The sequence below is a fragment of the Spirosoma fluminis genome (assembly GCF_054778895.1).
Genome location: NZ_BAAGZD010000006.1, coordinates 102771 through 123335 on the forward strand (window position 1 = coordinate 102771; position 20565 = coordinate 123335).

General features: G+C 51.6%; 16 protein-coding genes. 9 read left to right on the forward strand and 7 right to left on the reverse strand.

Annotated elements, in window-relative coordinates; all coding sequences use genetic code 11:
• Positions 1-325: 325 nt before the first annotated feature.
• From ACYVBJ_RS11100 to ACYVBJ_RS11110, 3 genes are read left to right on the forward strand one after another with little or no spacing between them, the layout of a single operon-like run.
• Complete coding sequence (locus ACYVBJ_RS11100; RefSeq protein WP_460982368.1) at positions 326-1825, forward strand: ankyrin repeat domain-containing protein; 1500 nt, start codon at positions 326-328, stop codon at positions 1823-1825.
• Between the two features lie 3 nt (positions 1826-1828).
• Positions 1829-2332, forward strand: coding sequence for a DUF2271 domain-containing protein (locus tag ACYVBJ_RS11105; protein ID WP_460982369.1), 504 nt, complete (start codon positions 1829-1831; stop codon positions 2330-2332).
• Between the two features lie 43 nt (positions 2333-2375).
• Positions 2376-4571 (forward strand): PepSY domain-containing protein, encoded by a 2196-nt coding sequence (locus ACYVBJ_RS11110; RefSeq protein ID WP_460982370.1) that lies wholly within the window; start codon positions 2376-2378, stop codon positions 4569-4571.
• A 46-nt stretch (positions 4572-4617) separates the two neighbouring features.
• On the opposite strand, the gene ACYVBJ_RS11115 is transcribed toward ACYVBJ_RS11110, so the two are convergent.
• Positions 4618-5604 (reverse strand): FAD:protein FMN transferase, encoded by a 987-nt coding sequence (locus tag ACYVBJ_RS11115; protein ID WP_460982371.1) that lies wholly within the window; start codon positions 5602-5604, stop codon positions 4618-4620.
• Between the two features lie 370 nt (positions 5605-5974).
• Between ACYVBJ_RS11115 and ACYVBJ_RS11120 the strand changes: the two genes are divergently transcribed.
• Positions 5975-7006: a phosphotransferase gene (locus ACYVBJ_RS11120; RefSeq protein WP_460982372.1), complete on the forward strand. Its 1032-nt coding sequence runs from the start codon at positions 5975-5977 to the stop codon at positions 7004-7006.
• A 12-nt stretch (positions 7007-7018) separates the two neighbouring features.
• Here ACYVBJ_RS11120 and ACYVBJ_RS11125 read toward each other — a convergent pair whose 3' ends face one another.
• From ACYVBJ_RS11125 to ACYVBJ_RS11135, 3 genes are all read right to left on the reverse strand, one after another.
• A complete protein-coding gene (locus ACYVBJ_RS11125) occupies positions 7019-8002 on the reverse strand; it encodes a nucleoside hydrolase (RefSeq protein ID WP_460982373.1) in 984 nt (327 codons plus the stop codon).
• A 127-nt stretch (positions 8003-8129) separates the two neighbouring features.
• On the reverse strand, positions 8130-11168 hold the full coding sequence (locus ACYVBJ_RS11130; RefSeq protein ID WP_460982374.1) for a TonB-dependent receptor: 3039 nt from the start codon (positions 11166-11168) through the stop codon (positions 8130-8132).
• A 173-nt stretch (positions 11169-11341) separates the two neighbouring features.
• Entirely contained in the window at positions 11342-12022 is a 681-nt protein-coding gene (locus ACYVBJ_RS11135; protein ID WP_460982375.1) for a DUF2064 domain-containing protein, read from the reverse strand.
• Between the two features lie 196 nt (positions 12023-12218).
• On the opposite strand from ACYVBJ_RS11135, the gene ACYVBJ_RS11140 reads away from it, so the two are divergent.
• Complete coding sequence (locus ACYVBJ_RS11140) at positions 12219-13223, forward strand: glycoside hydrolase family 113 (protein WP_460982376.1); 1005 nt, start codon at positions 12219-12221, stop codon at positions 13221-13223.
• Positions 13224-13387: 164 nt separating this feature from the next.
• Here the strand turns inward: ACYVBJ_RS11140 and ACYVBJ_RS11145 are convergent, their stop codons facing one another.
• The 3 genes from ACYVBJ_RS11145 to ACYVBJ_RS11155 are packed head-to-tail and all read right to left on the reverse strand — an operon-like array spanning position 13388 to position 17105.
• Complete coding sequence (locus tag ACYVBJ_RS11145) at positions 13388-14953, reverse strand: 4Fe-4S binding protein (RefSeq protein ID WP_460982377.1); 1566 nt, start codon at positions 14951-14953, stop codon at positions 13388-13390.
• A gap of 12 nt (positions 14954-14965) precedes the next feature.
• Positions 14966-16324: an NAD(P)/FAD-dependent oxidoreductase gene (locus ACYVBJ_RS11150; protein WP_460982378.1), complete on the reverse strand. Its 1359-nt coding sequence runs from the start codon at positions 16322-16324 to the stop codon at positions 14966-14968.
• Positions 16325-16346: 22 nt separating this feature from the next.
• On the reverse strand, positions 16347-17105 hold the full coding sequence (locus ACYVBJ_RS11155; protein ID WP_460982379.1) for a DUF547 domain-containing protein: 759 nt from the start codon (positions 17103-17105) through the stop codon (positions 16347-16349).
• A 121-nt stretch (positions 17106-17226) separates the two neighbouring features.
• On the opposite strand from ACYVBJ_RS11155, the gene ACYVBJ_RS11160 reads away from it, so the two are divergent.
• The 4 genes from ACYVBJ_RS11160 to ACYVBJ_RS11175 are packed head-to-tail and all read left to right on the forward strand — an operon-like array spanning position 17227 to position 20547.
• Positions 17227-18333, forward strand: coding sequence for a BamA/TamA family outer membrane protein (locus ACYVBJ_RS11160; protein WP_460982380.1), 1107 nt, complete (start codon positions 17227-17229; stop codon positions 18331-18333).
• Positions 18334-18393: 60 nt separating this feature from the next.
• A complete protein-coding gene (locus tag ACYVBJ_RS11165; RefSeq protein WP_460982381.1) occupies positions 18394-19086 on the forward strand; it encodes a TIGR04283 family arsenosugar biosynthesis glycosyltransferase in 693 nt (230 codons plus the stop codon).
• Positions 19083-19634 carry an NAD-dependent epimerase/dehydratase family protein gene (locus tag ACYVBJ_RS11170; protein WP_460982382.1) on the forward strand — a complete coding sequence of 184 codons (552 nt, stop codon included), beginning with the start codon at positions 19083-19085 and terminating at the stop codon, positions 19632-19634. The genes ACYVBJ_RS11165 and ACYVBJ_RS11170 overlap by 4 nt, the downstream gene beginning before the upstream one ends.
• Positions 19618-20547, forward strand: coding sequence for an SDR family oxidoreductase (locus tag ACYVBJ_RS11175; RefSeq protein WP_460982383.1), 930 nt, complete (start codon positions 19618-19620; stop codon positions 20545-20547). Before ACYVBJ_RS11170 ends, ACYVBJ_RS11175 begins: the two co-directional genes overlap by 17 nt.
• Positions 20548-20565: the final 18 nt, after the last annotated feature.

Genomic DNA, 20565 nt, shown 5'->3' on the forward strand with positions numbered 1-20565 from the left:
TCATCGCTCAGGTTACTTTCAATACGTCCTCTAAGCGAATGATTTCATAAATTGATAAAGTAAGACGACCATTTGAGTGACAGCACTGACAGCACACCTCATAATGTCTAAGTCCCCGGTGGGCGAATCAAATAGAACGCTCGGCCAACTGGCAGATTGATTTAGAGTGACCCGGCACATTACAAAACATAAGTGTTGTTCAGGAAAGGGCATTAAAAATGACGTTGCGCGTCTTATTTAGACTAAATCTTAGTAATTTGCAGCCCATTAAGCGATTATAGGTATCTGGCCGTTTAATAACCTACGTATTCTTTGTATTGACCCTATGAAAAAACTAGTAAGTGCCATTCTGATCAGTCTTGCTTTCTCTGCTCAGGCGCAGAAAAACGTCCTGCTCGACCAGTCATTCTGGCAAAATAAGCCGGACGTAAACCAGGTTAAGGCCGAGGTTGAAAAAGGCAGCAACCCGTCGCAGCTTAATCCGGCAGGGTTTGATCCCGTCGTGATGGCCATCAATGCCGGGGTGCCCAACGAAACGGTACAATACCTGCTGGCGCAGCCGGGTAACGAAGTGTCCAAGCTGACGCACGATGGTCGTATCTATATTCACTGGGCGGCCAACCGGGGCAACGTCGAACTGATGGAACATCTGCTTAGCAAAGGATCGAAGGCTAACCTGGAAGATAATCACGGCATGACTCCGCTGAATTTTGCCGCGGCTAGTGGTCAGTCCAACACGCAGGTGTATGACCTTTGCCTGAAAAACGGGGCCAACCTCAAAAAAGACCTCAACCACGACGGAGCCAACGCCCTGCTGATTGCCATCGCTAATGACAAAGACCTGAAACTGACCGACTATTTTGTGTCGAAAGGGCTGGACCTGAAAAGTACGGATGCGACCGGCAACAACGCTTTCAGCTACGCGGCCCGGGGCGGTAGCATAGCGACCATGAAAGCCTTGCTCGAAAAAGGCGTACCGGCGCAGGATAACGCATTTATTATGGCCAGCCAGGGTTCACGGCGGGGGCCTAACTCGCCGGAGGTGTTCCAGTACCTGGAAAGTCTGAAACTAAAACCGACCGTTACCAACAAAACCGGCGAAAATGCCCTGCACGCCATTGTTCGTCGGCCCCGCCAGAACGAACTGATTCAGTATTTCCTGAGCAAAGGTGTTGACGTGAATCAGGCCAACGAAGAAGGAAACACAGTATTTATGAACGCGGCTGCCTCTAACCGGGACATGTCGGTGCTGGAACTGTTGCTGCCGAAGGTGAAAGACATTAATCAGGCTAACCAGAAAGGCGTAACGGCTCTGGCGATGGCCGTAAAAGGCAACTCTCCCGAAGCGGTAAGCTTTCTGATCAACAAAGGGGCCGATGTTAAAACAACCGACAAAAACGGCGATAACCTGGCGGCTTACCTGATCCAGTCAAACCCGGCCGCGGGTAGCGCGCGTGGCGAAGGCGGTTCCAGTACGGATGAGTTTACGGCGAAACTGCAACTGCTCCAGGACAAAGGGCTGGACCTGAAAGCCCCGCAGAAAAACGGCAATACGCTTTACCACCTGGCCGTTGCCAAAAACGACCTGTCGCTGCTGAAAAAGCTGGAACCACTCCAGCTTGACGTGAACGCCCGCAACAAGGAAGGCATTACCGCTCTGCACAAAGCCGCCATGGTTGCTAAAGACGATGCCATGCTGAAGTACCTGCTGTCGATTGGCGCGAAGAAAGAAATTCCCACCAGCTTTAAAGAAACTGCCTACGATCTGGCCAGCGAAAACGAATCGCTGTCAAAAGGCAATGTATCGCTTACTTTTCTGAAATAAGGTATGTCTCGTTTGCATAAAATTGGCCTGCTGGCACTGGCCCTGTTCGCGGGACGTTCATCGGCTTCGCTGGCGCAACAGTCGGGTACGTCGCAGTACAAATGCATGATTCAGATGACCAACTACATGGGCGAAGGGGCCTACGTTGTGGTGTCGCTCATCAACGGAAAAGGCGCTTACGAAAAAACCCTGTACGTGCTCGGTTCCGATAAAAAATGGTATCCCGACCTGAAAGAATGGCACAAGGCGCTGGGCAAAAAAACGCCCAACATCAGCGCTATTACCGGAGCCTCGGTGGCCGGTGGCGACCGGAGTGTGACGGTGCTGGACATCGACAACTCGAAACTCAATAAAGATTACAAACTGCGGTTCGAGAGCGCGGTGGAAGACAAGAAGTACCACGTAAAAGATCTGGAGATTCCGCTGACCACCGAGGCTCTTTCGGCCAAAACCGAAGGCACTGGCTACATCCGTTACGTGCGCTTCAGCCCCAACACCGCCAACTAAGTTACCCTAGCGGAGCTACCCGAATTAACCGGAGTCCCATCGCATGACTATTTCTGTTTGGAGATACAGCCATTTAGCCCTGGCTGTATCTTCTTTTCTTTTATTGGCTCTGGCATCCATCACGGGCATTATCCTGGCGTTCGAGCCCGTCTCGCAGAAGATGCAGCCCTACCGGGTGGCTAACTTTTCGGAGCTTACGCTGGCTCAGACGCTGCCCGTTCTCAAACAGAGCGGTCAGGAAATCAATGAACTGAGTGTGGATGCCAATGGGTTTGTGCAGGTCAAAGGCAGCGATGCCGACGGCAAAAACCTGACCGCCTACATTGACCCGCAAACGGGCAAGATTCTAGGTAAACCTACCGGGCAGAGCGAGTTTTTCCAGTGGGTAACGGCCCTGCACCGTTCGTTGTTTCTGAAAGAGACTGGCCGGTTTTTCATTGGGCTGACGGCCTTTCTGCTGTTGCTCATTACTGTTTCGGGCACCATGCTGATTATTCAGCGGCAGCGGGGGGTGAAGCGGTTCTTTACCCGAATCGTGCGCGACAACTTTGCCCAGTATTACCACGTAGTGCTGGGTCGGCTCTCGCTCATTCCCATTGTCATTATTGCCCTGTCGGGTACGTACCTGTCGCTGGAACGGTTCGAGCTGGTCAAGTCCGGGAAAAGTACGGCCACCATCGACTTCGACGCCATTCGGTCAACGCCGGAACGGAAGCTGGCCGATTTTGCCGTGTTCAAAAACACCCGTCTGTCGGAGGTGCAGAGCGTCGAGTTTCCTTTCTCGGAGGATGTGGAGGATTATTATACGCTTACACTCAAAGACCGCGAACTGACGGTCAACCAGCTCACGGGCGATATTCTGAGCGAAAACCGCTACCCAACCGCCGTGCTGCTGACCAGCCTGAGCCTGAACCTGCACACCGGCCGAACCAGTGCGGTCTGGGCCGTTATTCTGGCCATTGCCTCCGCCAACATTCTTTTCTTTATCTATTCCGGGTTTGCGATCACCCTCAAACGGCGAGTCAACCGGGTCAAAAACAAGTTCGGGCCCGACGAGAGCCGGTTCATTATTCTGGTCGGATCAGAGAATGGCAGTACGTTCCGCTTTGCTCAGCTCATTTATCAGCAATTGCTGAAGCAGGGCGAAAAAGCGTACCTGACTGAGTTCAACAAGTACACCGTTTTTCCCAAAGCCGAGCACCTGATTGCGCTCACGGCCACTTACGGGCTGGGCGACGCACCAACGAACGCCACCCGGTTTAGGGCTTTGGTTGAACAACAGCCGCAGTCGCAACCGGTTCGGTATTCGGTGGTTGGTTTCGGCTCCTATGCGTATCCCGACTTCTGCAAATTTGCGTTCGAGGTGAATCAGCTGCTTTCCAGGCAGTCGTGGGCTGTGCCATTGGTCGATATTTATACCGTCAATGACCGGTCGCCGGAGGAGTTTGCTTTGTGGGCCGAAGCCTGGTCGCAGCAAACTAACGTACCGATGGCGGTTTCGTCGGATCTGCTGAAAACGCCTGCCCTCAGGCTGAATACGCTGACTGTAGCGGACAACACCCGTGCTCCGCAGTCCGACGGTACGTTTCTGATTCGCCTGCAGGCTGACCGCCGAAACCGCGTTACGTCGGGCGATCTGCTGGCGATCTACCCTGCCAACGATCATCGTGAACGACTTTATTCAATTGGTAGGCTCGGCAATGAGCTTCAGTTGAGCGTACGATTACATCCGAACGGCTTGGGATCGAGCTTTTTGCACGAGTTAACGCCTGGCCAGACCATTCAGGCCCGCATTGTCAGCAACGAGCATTTTCATTTCCCCAAAAAAGCGTCGGTGGTGGTTATGATTGCCAACGGTACCGGTATCGCTCCGTTTTTGGGTATGATCGACCAGAACAAACAGCAGATACCCTGTCACCTGTACTGCGGCTTCCGCGCAAGTTCGTCCTTTACGCTCTACCAGGATTTTCTGGAAGCGAGCCAAATCATGAAGCAGTTGAGCAGTCTACACCTGGCTTATTCACGGGAGGGAAACAAACAATATGTCAGTGACCTGCTCAGCCGCGATACAGACTTCATCGCCAGCGTACTGTCTCAAAAAGGCGTCGTGATGATCTGCGGATCGCTGTCCATGCAGAAGGACGTTTTGGCCCTGATTGATACAATTTGTCAGACCCGATTTGGCCAGAGCGTTAGCCATTACCAATCGCATGGCCAGATCCTGATGGACTGTTATTGATCAGTACATCCGTACGGCAGTGAACGGACAGCAGAGTAACGGGTTTTCACAATCTCCGCTGTTCCAGGCCTAAACCTGGCGAAGCGAAAATCTGGCCCTCGTCGGTAATCAGGATATAGCTGTAGGCCGGATACTTTCGGATCAGTTTCAAACCGGCCTCCTTGCCCAGTACCATAATCGACGTACTGAATCCATTTGCGGTTTCGGCGCTGGGGCCAAAGACCGTTACGCTGCTGACGCCCGTGGCTGGGTAGCCCGTTTTAGGGTTAATAATGTGAGCATACCGCATGCCGTTGAAAACCACAAACTTCTCGTAGCTCCCCGACGTGACTACGGCTGGTTTTTTTAGCGGCACAATGGCAAAAATCGTGTCTCTGTGGAGCGGATTCGTGATGCCAATCGTCCAGTCGCTGCCGTCGGGCTGTTTTCCCCACGTACTCATGTCGCCCGATCCGTTCACAATCCCGGCTTTTATACCTCGCGCCAGCATCATAGCGCGACAGCGGTCGGCTGCATAACCTTCGCCCAGCGCTCCGAAGCCGATCTTCATGCCTTTCTTACGCAGGAAAATCGTTAAGTGTTCGCGGTCGAGGACAATGTTCTGATAGCCCACGTTCCGAACCGAATTTTTGATAGCCGCAGGACTGGGCATCCGGGTCATTGATCCGTCGAATTTCCAGATGCGGTCCATGGCGGCAAAGCTGATATCAAAAGCGCCGTTGGTGATGCGAGAGAAGCGTAGTGCCCGCTCGGTCAGGGCCAACACTTCAGGATCAACGCGCACCGGGGCAATCCCGGCGTTTTGATTGACCCGCGAAATCTGCGTATCCGTTTTCCAGTCCGAAATCAGGTTCTCAATACGTGTCACTTCGGCAATGATAGTATCAATGTTTTGTTCGGCCGTCAGGGAGTCGTTCGCGACGATGGTTATATCGAACCGACTGCCCATCAGCTTAACCGTACGTTTACGTAGCACTTGAGCAGAACTGCTAAACCCGGTTAGAAGCAGCAGTAAAAAAAACACGTTATTCATGCCACAAAAATCGGGAATCTACGCCTGATTGCCAGCTGTTTTGTGCGTAAGGACTGGCCTTATTAAGTTGAATAGAGCATTAGGCTGTTAACCAGAAATCTTATCTTTCATTTCCTCAATGGCTGCTGAGGGGAAATCTCTGCTAGACTATTGCAGGTCTAGCGGACCTTTGCCTGAATCGGTCATGATTTCTGGATGAAAATAATTAATCGTATTCCAGCCATCAACCGTCTGTGATCCGATGGTTTTACATTTTTATTCGCAAATCAATTGAGTAAGGCAGCACCGTATTTATTGCCTTACTCAATTGGGCTGTTAAAATCATTAGTTTAGCATTTCTATACTGGTTTAGTACCTGAAACATAAGTTCATGAATCCTAATTCGCCGTTTGCCGATCAGTTTCCGAAGGCGTTTTTTTTAGAAGAAAAGCCTAGTCCGGTCTTCACTCAGTTGCTAATTGCAAATCGTTGGATAAGTCCGGATGAGGAAGTCCGTTCGGTTCTCAAACCGGGTGAAGGCAATATGAACGTAGTAGTCCGGGTAGCGACAGACCGTCAGACGTTCATTGTCAAACAGGCCCGACCATGGGTGCAGAAATACCCGCAGGTACCCGCCCCTATGGAGCGCATCGAAGTGGAAGCCCGGTTCTATGAGCAGATTGCCGGTGATGCTACGTTAGGCAAGTTTTCGCCAAAATTAATCGGGTTCGATGCCGACAATTACCTACTGGCGCTGGAGGATTTGGGGTCAGGAACCGACTTTACGTTTGCCTATCAGCCTAGGCTGACCATCAGTTCCAACGACCTAGCATCGTTAATGGAGTTTCTTTCGGCCCTCCACGCTATTCGTATGAGCGACGAAGCAACGACTTTCCCAGAGAACCGGGCCATGCGCTCGCTGAACCACGAGCACATATTCAGTTTTCCGTTCAGACAGGATACGGGGTTCGATTTGGATAGCGTTGAGCCAGGCTTGCAGGCCCTTTCGTTACCGTATAAAACCAATTCAGCCTTAACCGATAAGGTTACTCAACTGGGACAGATTTACTTACAGCCAGGCGCTACGTTGATACATGGCGATTATTATCCGGGTAGCTGGCTCAAAACTACATCGGGCACGCGCGTCATAGATCCTGAATTTGGCTTCTTGGGTCGGCCTGAGTTTGATTTAGGGGTAATGCTGGCCCACCTGAAACTAGCCCGGCAGGAGGAGTCACTGGCAAAACAGGCTCTCAATCAGTACCGGCCAACGGGTGATTTAGAACCTGCCTTGCTGCAAGGGTTCATGGGCGTTGAAATCCTGCGCCGACTCATTGGCTTAGCCCAACTTCCACTTTCCCTCGATTTGGCACAGAAAAAAACGTTACTCGATGAAGCCGCTGACATGGTGTTGAGTGCTTAGGAATGCACCCAACTAACGGGCGTTCTTCAGTGATTCGAGGAGAATTTCCTCGAAACCGGGTAAGGTTTTGTAGGCATACGTAGCACGCCATTTGGTGTCTTTGTAATCGTAGGACACTTCCAGAAAGGGTTTTTCCTTTCCATTGGCGAGAGCCCCCACCGTAGCATCGTTCGGCTTGCGATTGATACGTACCGGAATGTCTTTATAGTATTTGAAGTACTCCGGATGCGTCAGGTAGCCGAGGGGAGTCGCGTCGTAGGGAATGAATCCCTCTACCCCAAACAATTTTTTGGCTCGTTCCTGCCACGGCCGTAGTTGTGCATACACCCACTTGTCGCCTTCGTTGGTAGAGTTAGCCATGAAGTCGATGTCCGTTTTCCCCAGCAGGGTATAGGCGCTGCATTCAAATCCTGATAAAACGATACGTATTCCCGCGTCGAACAGCACGCGGAAAGCTTCGGGGTCGCGTTCGAAGTTGTAATCACCGACGGTTATTTTTTCAAGCCCGGGACGGAATGGGAGTCCGGGGGTTCGGCCGGCACACACAACCACTTCCTCAATCTGAGCAGCCAACTCCGGGTGATTTTTTACAACCGTCGCTACGTTGGTTACCGGGCCAATCGCCAGCATAGTCAGTTTTTCTTTCCGTAGCGCATCCGCGATAGCTCTGGTCGCTTCGTTTTCCACGCCGGTATCCTGGCCCGAATCAGAGCCTTTGTAGACAGGAATGTCTTTACCGGTCTTGTTATACCAACCCAGCAACTTTTTGGCCGTATCATAGCCGTAATCGACGTAGGTGACCGTACTAATGCCCATCAGTTCAACTTTATCAGCCTGACGCAGCGCCATCATCAACGTAACACCATCGTCAACCTCGCGGGGTGCCCGTTCGGGAAGGCCAATCATGAGGTCAGTATCGAACCAGACACGTCGGGGCTTGGTAGGTGGCTGAGCCAGCGTGGTCGTGACGAGTAAACAGAAAAAGAGAATCTTCATATAAATAATGAAATTGATTGTGGTTAATGTGAATACCCTTAAGGTCGCCTTTACCCCTAAATCCCCCGAAGGGGACTTTGTCTAATCACGGGTCAAGTCCCCTTTAAGGGATTTAGGGGTGTTTGGGCTAAAAAACATAACGGGCGCCAAACTGAAACTGGCGCGGTGGAGCCGCCGACCGAACCGTAATGCCTGATCCGCGAGGACCAAGCTGAAACTGATTCGAAGAACCCCGCACTACGTTAAAGCCCGAAATATTCTGCGTATTCAGCAAGTTGTAAATGTCCGCCGATAATTCGAGCCGGGGCCGACCAAATAAGGGTACGGTATATTTGATGGACAAATCGACGGTTTTAGCCCAGGGAAGCCGGTCGTTGTTGCGGGTCTCGCCGGGTTGAATATCGGAAGGCAGACTATAACTCTCGCTGTCGCCGTTCAAATCCGTAACGCCCCCGTATTGTTTTGCATCGGCCACGCGGGTAATGGGCAGGCCACTTTGCAGCAGTACGGTAGGCGTGATGACCAGGTTTCGGAACGGATAATAGTAGAAAATACCCGAAAAAACGTGCCGTCGGTCATTGTCATCGACAACGTATTCGGCTACGAAATTATTCGAATCCTGCGCTCTTGTATTAACGCCCGTGGTGTTGCTCTTGATGATCGACAGATTATAGCCCAGGCGATACGCGAATTTGTCGGAGCCCTTTAGTTTTTGAAACACGAAGTTGGCAGCCCAGTAACGGGCATACCCATCCGTACGGGTTTCGAAGATATTACGAGAAATCCCCCGTAAGGTATCCGTCCCGTTCACAACCGCATAAGCCCCCCGCCTGTCCTGCCGAATCGGAATCGGGCGCGTCAAATCAGCCTGCGCCACGGTTCGCACTTTTACATCGGCCGGATTGGTATTAGCAAGAGAATACGGAGATGCTGCGTTGAGATTATAGATGTAATAAAGGTCGTTGGTAGCAACATGAACTAAATCAACGGAAAATAGGGTGTTAGGCGTTGGTTTATGTTGGAAGCCAAGCGAAAACTGATGGGAATAGGGGCTTTGAAACCCATCGGGATTCATAATCCGAAAATTGTTGCTGAACTGCTGGTCGCGTCGAGACTGAAGTTGCGCGGACGTTGGTCCGTTCAGGTACGTAACGGGCGTTGTGGCGCGGGCATTCAGGTTTCCGGGGAACGTAACCTTGTCCAGGTCGGCCGATTGCTGTAAAATCCCCAGCCGTTTCAATTCAGTTAATTGCTTCTTGAAATCAGCTCCACTGTTACTGAACTGGAGATTATCGCTATAGACCGTATACTTGATCTTATCGTAGAACACACCATACCCACCCCGAACAACTGTCCGGTCATTAAACTGGTAATTAAAGGCAACGCGCGGAGCAATGTTGTTGTAATCTCCTTTTGTGCCGCCCCCTTTGGTCAGGTTGTCGTAATCGTAACGCAGGCCAAACGTCAGGTTCAGGTTTGGCTTAGCGGCCCAGAGGTCTTCGGCATATATGCTTACTACGTTCTGGCGCTTACCGAATGTAGTAGGACGCAGTTCAACATCGTAGGTACGGACCTGCACATCGCGCGGGATGTCGGTTACGTCTAAAGTCGATCCTAAATTTTTTACTTTCAGCGCATCGAGCTGCGCCTGCGTCAATTGTACATCATAGGTTCCATAGGCATTGGCTCCGCCCAACAGTGCGTAGTCAGACGTAATGAATTCGGCCCCGGCCTTCAGGGTATGATTACCTCTTCGAAGTGTAAACTTCTGCTGAATCTGGTCGGTATTTTCGATGTCATCAAAAATGGCTCCGCTCTGCCCAATGGTAGCGATCGGAACGCCGTCTGGGCCCCGTACTGTTGCCGAGGGGTTAGTCGGATTAACGGGCTCGCGGTAGTTCCAGCGGTAACGCGAATGCTGGTAGTTGGTTTCGCCGGTTATGTCCGGTCCGCCGTTGCGGTTTCCAAGTACATACGCGTTTTTCAGGGCAATCAGATACGTCCGGTTTTTTTGCGCCGAAGCAGCTGAAGGAAATAAAATTCCACCTTCCAGACCCCCGCCCTGCCGGTCGATATCAAATGAGCCAATGTTAGCCCGTAAAGAGGTTTTAAACCGGTTGCTCCACACCTGATCGAGTTTGCCCGAAACATAAGAGAAATGGTTACGTCCCGTCACGATTTCGTTGATGCCCAATGCCGGAACAACCAGGCGGTTATCTTTTTTGTCGAATGTCTGCTCTACATCTACATAGAAGAATGTTTTGTCTTTTTTGAGCGCACCGCCTAAGGCAAAGCCAAGTTGGTGACGCTGAAAACCGTCTTTCACCGAATTGCCCGATAAATCAGCCGTTGCATAGCTCGACGGACTGTCGATAACCGAACCGGGCCGAGTCAGGTAATAGGCTTCGCCAGTAAGCTGGTTCGAGCCCGAACGCGTCGTTACGTTGACAACGCCATTGCTGGTATTCCCAAATTCGACCGAATAGTTATTGGTATAGACGGTAATCCCCTCGGCAAAACCCACTGGCGTATTAAACTTCATGTTCCCTAAAAACCGCTCATTGTTATCCATACCATCAATGAGATAGTTGGTATAAATGCCGTTCAGGCCGTTAATCGCTACGTTGGGTGCTTCCGCATAGCCCAGCGTTGCCAGTGTAAGGTTTGGCAGCCGGTAGAGCGCCCGGGTTATATCGCGGCCTTCGAGGGGCAATGCCTGAAGTTCCCGCTTCGATACCAGGGCAGATACTTCAGCATTCTGATTGTTCAGACGAGCCAAACGCCGGTCGTTGATTACTACTTCTTCGAGTGTACTTTCCCGTCGGAGGGGTAGTTCAAGCGTTACGGTCGTTAGTGCCCCCGATTTGATAGCAATATCCGATACTTCTTCATCGGTATACGTAACGCCGGGGCGTGTGAAGACCCGGTATCGACCTGTTGTTGCCAGATTGCCAAATGTTGCTTTTCCCTGCTCGTTGGTTTGAACAGAATCTAGGGTTCCGCCAGTTTTATTCTGAAGATACACCATCGTTCCGCCCACAGGTCGGCGAAGCAACAGGTCGGTTACGGTTACTTCGAGCTGGTTTTGCCCCTCCTTATTTTGCCCATACACGTGCGGTATGAGAAATACACAATTTAGAAAAACGACAAGTAAGGGGTATTTCATAAAGAAATCAGGTTGATAGTAAACTGGGAAAAAGCGCATAGCTGCACTGAAAAAGAGCAATTTATAGGAAACGGCAAACAGTGTTTTGCGTAGACATACTTCGGGACTTAAAACCCTCTAAATCTTCCAAAGAGGACTTTGTCCGCAAGTGAGCCAGGGGATTTGGACAGCGTCTAGGCGAATGGAGGGGAACGGCCGGAAAGACGGCGGAGGACGATAGAATCAGATTCGGCAATAAGGAAGGCCAGTGAAAATGTAGTACTGGGGAGTAGGGCCTCCCGAATGATCATTAGCAGGCGACTTACCGCCTGACCCGACCACTGCACAGACGTAGCGTCGATACGTTGGTTAAGATCAGAACGGGTGGGTAACTGGGTAATCAGACTGGAGTGTACTATGAGATAGCTGCGTAGTGCGTCGGCTAGCTGTTCGGTTTGCCAGGGCAGTTGTTTCAGGGCTTGTACATCGAATTGGTTCCGCGTTATACCAAACAGGTACACCCCACCCCGCCGGTCGAAACCGATAGGCAGTTGGTTAGTCGACAAACTGATGGCGGCCCTACGTAAATCGGAAATGGCTAAATCGGGGCAGTCATTGCCAATACAAATTACCTGCTCATATCCTTGTGCAAAGGCGGCTGCTAATGCAGCACTGATTTGTTCGCCAAACGCGCCCTGATGGGTAATAAGCTGGTGCGATTGCAGCAAGGGTAATCCACTAGCGTGAACTTTTGCCTGAGTCAGCCGGCGCAATGTCCGCCAGATGGTGGCTGAACGACGCGATACCGTTTTGCGTCCCGATTCAATGGCATCGGGCAGGGCAAAAAGTAATACGGCGGTCGTTGAGCAGGACATAGCGCGTCAAAAACTTGACTATCGATTATATACGAGTTGTCGGAGAAAAAAGTTTTTACGTCCATCAGGGAAGAAAAGACATTTACCGACCTGCGTTCTAGTTTGGTTCTACCGACAAAAATGATGTTAAGATAGCTGGTCAGTGCGTGAGTAGTGCAATAAAAAGGTATCTTGTACAAGGTTTAACCGCTATTTTATGCCGCTGTTTGGTCTTTTCTGGGTACTGTACACAATGGTCGGATCAGCGATAGAGCCGATTCCTAAAATCAATGGGGTGAATTTTGTGGCCCCCGTCAAAGCTGTGCCGGAATCCTGTCTGAAACCACTCCAGACCATCAATGCAGAATGGGTAGCCCTTAATCCGTATGCCTTTTGCCGGAAAGGGCAGCCAGATGTGATGTATAATGTTGGTCATCAGTGGTGGGGTGAGCGGCCAGAAGGCATAAAAGCCTGCGTTGAGTACGCACATAAACAGGGAATAAAGGTGCTCATCAAACCACACGTCTGGGTAGAAGGTCAGGGATGGGCGGGCGATTTTGCGCCGGATAACGAAGCCGACTGGCAACGCTGGGAACAGACATACACTCAGTATATCCTGACACTGGCCGATTTGGCCCAATCCACCAGGGCGGATATGTTTTGTATAGGCACTGAATATCGACGCGCCACCCAGAAACGCCCTGCGTTCTGGAAGCGACTTATTCACCAGGTACGTAGCCGGTACCATGGGCCACTGACCTATGCCGCCAACTGGGATGAGTGTGAAGTTGTATCCTTCTGGCCGCTGCTCGATTATATCGGCGTCGATGCATATTTCCCTTTGTCTGATAGTTCAACCCCGACGGTTGCCGAACTTACAACGGCCTGGAAAAAACCGGCCCGGCAACTGCAGGCGCTGTCCCTCCGCTATCACAAACCCATTCTGTTTACAGAATACGGGTATCGAAGTGTGGACCGTACCGCTGGCAAACAATGGGAATTGCCCGATAGCTGGAAATCAAAAGGAAAGCCCAATATGCTGGCCCAGCAGAACGCCTATTCGGCGCTGTACCAGACGGTATGGCAGCAACCGTGGTTCGCGGGTGGGTTTCTCTGGAAATGGTTCGACGACCATGCCAAAGCCGGTGGCCCGGAAAACGATGATTATACTCCTCAACGTAAACCTGTAGAAGCCGTAATTCGACAACAGTACAGGCTTTGACCGACCTTATCAGCTGACAGGCCGGACCCTGGAAATCCCAGCGACTTCCATGCTGTACTTCTTGGTTCGAGCGGTATCGGCTTGGGCATTTTGTCCGTATCCAGCAAATGTTATCGGCACCATCAATCCCAGACTGACGAGCACAGTTCGGAAATAGACTACGTTCATGGTTGGATGCGAAAACTATTGTTTCCAAGCAAAATAGGGCCTGGATTGGTTTGTCGCGATGATTCCGAACCGTTTTCAAGATTTAAGACACCCCGCGGGCAAACCGCCGAACAAATCCCGCAACCAACGCAGGACGAACGCACAATGTCCTGGCCGCGTTGGGCGTACCAGCGCACGTCGATGCCCATCTCGCAATACGTCGAGCAGTTGCCGCAGGAAATACACTGACCCCCGTTTGTGGTGATTCGGAACCGGGACTTGAATCGTTGAACCAGTCCCAGATAAGCCGCCAGCGGACAACCGAACCGGCACCAGACCCGGCTTCCCAGAATGGGATAGAAACCCGTTCCTACCACCCCCGCAAAAATAGCCCCAATAGCGAATCCGTAGACCGAACGGATGCCGTAGGTGTCCAGAAAACCAAATAGCGACGTCTGTCCGCTCAGATACGTATACAGCACGAGCGCAGTCATCACAACGGCAAATACCAGTACCGAATGCACCACAATACGTTCCAGTTTCCAGGCTCCCAGCCGTTTGTCAGACAATTGCCGGTAGGGATCACCCAGCGTTTCGGCCAGGCCACCGCAGCCGCACACCCACGAGCAGTACCAGCGTTTGCCGAAAAAATAGGTCAGTATTGGCACGCCAATCATCCAGAGCGCCGTTCCCCAGATAAGCAGAAAGGCTCCAAACGTACCCGCCTTAATTTTTTCGTCGATGCGGTAATCGAAGTAAAAACTGTAATCCAGCGGCCATATACTCTTCAAATCCTGCGCGGGCTGATGAAACAGGGCCAGTAGTTCAGGAATCAGAAAGGCAAAGGCGGTCTGAAAAAACATGACCGAAACGGTACGTAGCTGCTGGTAGCGACTATGCCGGTATTTAATCAGCATCCGCACACCCATCACCAGAATCACCAGCGTGTACAACGTACCATACACGAACCACTGACTGGCCGGGCCACCGTTCAGAAACCGGCTCAACGGATCGAACATCAAGACCCAGTTGGTTATGTGTTCGGGGAAGAAATACAGCAGTACGTAGAACCCAATCAGGAAGGTGCCTGTGATGATGCCAATCCAGCCCCTATTTGTGGCTGGGTTATGATAAATGCCCCCGTTTTTTATGCCGGGCAACTCCCGTCGGGTGGGTAGAATGTAAAAGAACGCTCCGCCGATGCACAACAGCACACTCAGCCAGAAAAACAGTTGACTGTTATGGGGGAAAAAACCAACGCTGGCCGCTTTCGTGACCGGAAAGGTATAGTCCGGGATTTGGCGGTTAGTCTCGTTACCGCTCCGGCGTACCGATTCTTTATAGTCTTCGTTAAGCCGGGCGATAGCAGCCCTGTAATCTCCGACAAACCCGAACGATGACGCATACACTTTTCCCTGCATCTCCTTCGTGGCCGAACGGACCGCTTCCAACTGCTCTTTGCTGACCGTTTCGCGCAATACCTCGTCCGTCAGCACGTATCGACTCAGCGAGAGGGTGCCAATAAATAGGGCGAACCCAATCAGGAATGCCGTTAGGCCAATACGTTGCCAGGTGGTTAGCATAGTGATAATAAGTTAAAGCGAATCGGACCGCCGACCGGCCGAAAATAACCGAGTAATCCAGCCTTTCCGCTGGTCCGCCGGTCCGGCAGGTGCGTGACCGGTCAGTTGGTCGGTATAGGATTCTGAAAATTCTGGATTGAAATCGGCCTGACGAAACTGGCTTAATACGTTCTTGAAAGGCGTCCGCTGCTGAATCCAGCGTTCGCAAACGGCGTGACGCAGACGAAGCCCGAGCGCATGAATGCCAACGACGGACTGGTCAGTTTTCCGGTAGTTGATACGTAGACACTGTTCGCCCGACGGGTGCTCCCAGTAATACGTCTGCTCGTCGTCGGTACGTTGGGCGTTCAGGGTGCCGTACGTCTGGTATTCGATGTCGAAAAACTTGGCTGAGTTGAAAAACACACCCGGTCGGTAAGCCGTTCGAGTACCACAGAGCGTTCGGGCGAGCGTTTCGCCGTGCATTCGACCTGTATACCAGATTTGTTCGATGGGTTTGCGCAGGGCTCCGTCTGTACCCGCTATGGGTTGCCGGAATTCGTTGCAATCGCCAATTGCGTACACGTCCGCTACGTTAGTTTCGAAATACTCATTGACCAAAACCCCTTTCCCCAGTTCAATACCCGAGTTTTTCAGGAATGCTACGTTCGGCGTAACACCGATACCCAGCCCCAAAAACTGGCAGCGGATTTCTTCGCCTGCTTTCGTAACTACTGCTCGCACCCGCCCAGACGTATCAGCTAGCACTTCTTTTAATTCAGTTTCAAGCCGGAGGTCGACACCGTGCCGGAGCAAATGACGACCGATTAGCTTACCTTCTTCGGCGGGCAACGTAGAACTCCAGTAGTGTGAATCGCGAACCAGCATCGTTACGGCTATATGTCGTGAACGTAGCATTTCAGCCAATTCAACGCCAATAAGTCCACCGCCGACCACCACCGCCCGGTCGATGTTTTTGGTGAATTGCTCCATCTGTTCCAGATCGGGCAGGCCGTATAATCCCTGCACACCAGCGGCTGTCAGGCCGGGCCAGTCGAACGTAGTGGATACCGAACCGGTAGCCAGCACCAGTACGTCGTAATCGAGCCATTGCCCACCGGCCAGCCGGATTCGTTTCGCCGACGTGTCGACCTGTTCGACATAGCCATGTAGCAGTTCGATGCGATTTTTGGCCCAGAACCAGTCCTCATAAGGCTTCGTATGCGCGTAGGTCATGTGCCCCATGAAGATGTACATAAGGGCTGTGCGCGAATAAAAGTGCTCGGACTCGGCCGAAATGACCGTGATACGTACCCCCGAATCCTGCTGACGAACGTGTCGGGCAGTCGTGATGCCGGCAATGCCGTTCCCGATAATAACTAGGTGCTTCATGGCTGCCGGGTTTAGCAGCGAACTACTGCTCGTTGAGATTCCAGTTGTAATCCAGGAATTCGATCTCGGTCTTATCCGAAATTTTCGTGTTGGAATATTTATTAACCCACTTCTCCACCGATTGTCCGTTGCTGTTCCAGTCGCCTTTATACCAGTCGAAGTATTTCGAGAGCTGGGATTTGTCTTTACCTACTTTATTCTTGGCCGGATTATTCAGAAAGTCGCGGCCCTGGTCGTCCATCTGCGCATCCAGTTTGTCGGCCATATACGCTTCATTCCGTAAGCGGGGGCACGATATGGACGCGCAAACAAGGGTAAAGTGAATGCGGGGGTCATTGTATTTTTTCCGCAGCGTACCGTGCTCAATGTTATCGAGACTCATCTTTTCGCCACCAATCGTAAAAAACTTGGCGGCCCAGGGCGTAGTCACGAACGGGATCTTGATTTTTGAGCCGATGTCTTTGATGCTCTTCACCGGATAATGGTCCAGAATGAGCCGGATGGTGTAGGCGTTATAGGCATTAATCCAGTAAGCCATCTGCTCATTCTTGCTCCACGAAGCAGCCGGTGCATTTTTGCTGAGCATAGCCAGGTAGTCATTAAAGACCTTCTCCTCTGATTTGAAGCCTTTATAGTTGACCAGCCCTTTATCGTTGACGTATTTCTTCAGCAGCCGGTCAAAGGCACTATGGTCAACGGGGGCGCTACCGGCGTAGGTCAACGTAGTTATCAAAAGCAGCAGGCTGAATATAGTCGTTAGGCGAATGGTTAACTTGCTCATTTCATTACAATTTGTTCGTGTGAAGATATACGCCGTAAGTGGTCGAAAGGTTTTAAACTGAACTAATCCCAAACTCTGTCCGACATTTTTTCGTATGGTATAGGAAGCAACCTAGTTTCTAATGCTCATCGTCTCACTGTTTTCGGCTTTACTCGTTACCGCTCCGCCCGACAGTGTTCCGAAGGCATTCAGTCTGTTGCCACTTCCACTCATCTACTACACCCCCGAAACCCGGCTGGCGTATGGTGTGGCCGCTACTGCTACTTTCCGTTTTCGTCGCGACATGGCCGTTTTGCGTTCAGATACGTCCGGGCAGGCCAGAGCGGCTGTTCGGCCATCGCAGGTTACGCTGGGCTTCGCCTACACGCAGAACAAGCAGATGCTGTTGTATCTGCCATTCCAGATTTTCTACGATCAGGACAACTACTACGTCAACGGCGAGGCCGGGTATTATCGCTACAGCTATTTTTTCTTTGGGGTTGGGCGGCAGGAGGTTTCCCGTGAGTTGTACGGCGTGAATTTTCCGCGTATCCGTATCAATGCGTTCCGACGCATAAGTCCGAATTTGAGCCGAGGGAAGCTATTCGCTGGTATTCGGTATCAGTACGAAGATTATCAGGTAACCAGCGTTGAGCCAGGTGGATTGCTGGCTTCGGGCAGGGTGCCGGGTGGTTTAGGGAGTCGATTATCCGGGGCTGGTCTGGGGGTGTTCTATGATTCGCGCAATGTCATTTTCTTTCCGGCCAAAGGTGTCGTAGCCGACATCGCCTATCTCAATCAGAATCAGGTATTAGGCAGCAACGTCCGCTTCGACCGCTATACCGCCGACGTATCATCCTATCATTCGTTGAGCAATCACGCAATCTTAGCAGTTAATTATTTCGTAAGTTTTACAACCGGTACGGCTCCCTTCAATGCCATGTCGTTGCTGGGAGGTACCAAACGAATGCGGGGCTATTACGAAGGTCGGTACCGCGACCAGAACGTAGCGTTGTTACAGACAGAAGTTCGGTTCGACCTGTATAAACGGCTGGGCGGGGTAGTTTTCGGGGCTGCTGGCATCCTGGGCGACGCGCAGTCGGTGCTGCGTCCCAGCGAACCCAAACTGGCATATGGAGCCGGGCTAAGGTTTACCATGAATCGTCGTGACCACCTTAATATCCGACTGGATTACGGGCTGGGACGACAGTCGAGCGGTTTGTACCTGACGATAGGAGAAGCCTTTTAAGGTAGGGGAGTGTTGTCTGGTGCTGATAAATGTGGTATGTTGCTTACTTATGCATTGCCGATGACGTTCAGTATTATCATTCCTACGTTTAACGAAGCTGAATCAATTGGCCAATTGGTCGGGAAACTGCTGGCATTTGGTGGCACTTCGTTAGTGGACGTACTGGTCATTGATGCAGGAAGCCCTGACGGTACTGCCGATTTAGCGCAAAAGGCCGGTGCTACGGTCAGGCAATCGCCCAGACCGGGTCGGGCCGCTCAGATGAATTTTGGCGCTACGTTGGCGAAAGGCGATATACTCTATTTTGTCCATGCCGACGTCGGTATTCACCCCGATTTCATAACGGATATTGAGCAGGCGGTGAAGGCTGGTTACGATGCCGGTTGTTACCGATTTCGCTTCGATTCTGATAAAGTTATGCTTCGATTCAACAGTTACGGAACCCGTTTCCCGGGGCTGATGAGTCGTGGGGGCGACCAGACTCTATTTATGACGCGTGCGCTATTTGACCGTTTAGGCGGCTTTGACGAATACTACACGATCATGGAAGATTTTGATATGATTGTCAGGATTCGCCGTGTTACGCGGTTTTGCATCATTCCCAAAGATGTGATGGTATCGGCCCGGAAGTATGATACCAATAGTTGGCTGCGGGTACAATTGGCCAATCTTACGGCCTTTTCGCTGTTTTTTATGAAGGTATCGCCGAACCGGATTGCGCGTACCTATAAAGCGATGCTGCATTATCGATGATGAAACCAACGGTGCTATTAACCGGAGCGAGTGGTTTTTCGGGGGCTCACCCGACCCGCGAATTGTCAGCGCGTGAGTACCGGGTAAGGGCACTGATTCGGAATGGACGTAGCTGCTCAACGCTGGCCGACCTCTCCGTTGAGTATTATGCGGGCGATGTGTTGGATACGAAATCGCTGAAAAAGGCCGTTGTGGGCTGCGATGCCAGTATTCACGCAGCGGCTTTAGCGCAGATAAACCCCGCTCGTCGTTCAGTTGTCCGGGCAGTCAATCCGGCCGGAACAGAAAATCTGATTGAGGTTGTCAAGCGTGGCAATATTCAGCGGTTCGTCTACATCGGAACGACCTGCCTATTTGGGTTTGGTACGAAGACCAACTCGCTAATGGAATGTATCCTTTCGTCGGAAAACAATACGGATCCGATTATATTGATAGTAAACGAGCGGCTACAGAGCGGGGGCCAGACACCCGTTGGGGCCGCCATTGACGAAGCCGTAAACGGGCTCAAACGATATAACTATACTACTCAACGTGGTCGAACTCATTAAGTCAATCGATACAGCGGAATCTACCGAAGCAATATTATCCGGTTCACCTGGCACCCTTTCGGAATTTCCCGGCAAACGAAAACGTAGTGCGAGCGCGATTGCAGGGCAGTTTGCCGGAAAAGTAGCAATCGTTACCGGTTCCGAATCGGGCATCGGCAAGGCTACGGCACGGGCGCTGGGAATAGCCGGAGCCAAAATAATTTTGAACGGGCGCACACAAGAGCGGTTGACGCAGACGGAGAACGAGTTGTTGCACGAAGGGCTGGACGTAGTGAGCTGCCTGGCCGATGTAACCTGCTTCGAAGACTGCGAACGCCTGGTGGCTACTGCCATTGATACGTTTGGCCAGCTGGATATTCTCATTACGAATGCCAGTATTTCCATGCGCGCTTATTTTGCGGATATGAAGCCCGACGTGTTTCGGCAGGTACTCGATAGTAATGTATACGGAACGGTATTCCCCCTAAAAGCGGCCCTGCCTTATCTGACCCAAACTAAAGGCGTTGTTACGTTCATCTCATCAATTTCGGCGCTGAATGGTATGCCCAGCGGCTCGGCCTACTGTGCGGGCAAAGCGGCTATGGCAAATCTGGCCCATACGCTACGTCTCGAACTGGCCCACACGGGCATTCAGATAGGCGTGGTACATATTGGTTTTACGGAGAACGACCCCGACAAACGGGTGCTCGATGCTACCGGGCAACCGGTGCCCATTGCGCATCGGCCTCCCCGCTGGCAGAAAAGTCAGCGGGAAGTCGCTCAAATAATTCTGAACCATATTCGACGACGACGGCAGCGGACAGTGATTTCGGCACTGGGCAGGCTGATTGCACTCGTACATACGCATCTGCCCCGGCTAGGCGACTGGATTGTGCTGACCTCCATTCGGCGGTTCCGGCACTTTTATGAGTGACTAGGGAATCTCGACCCA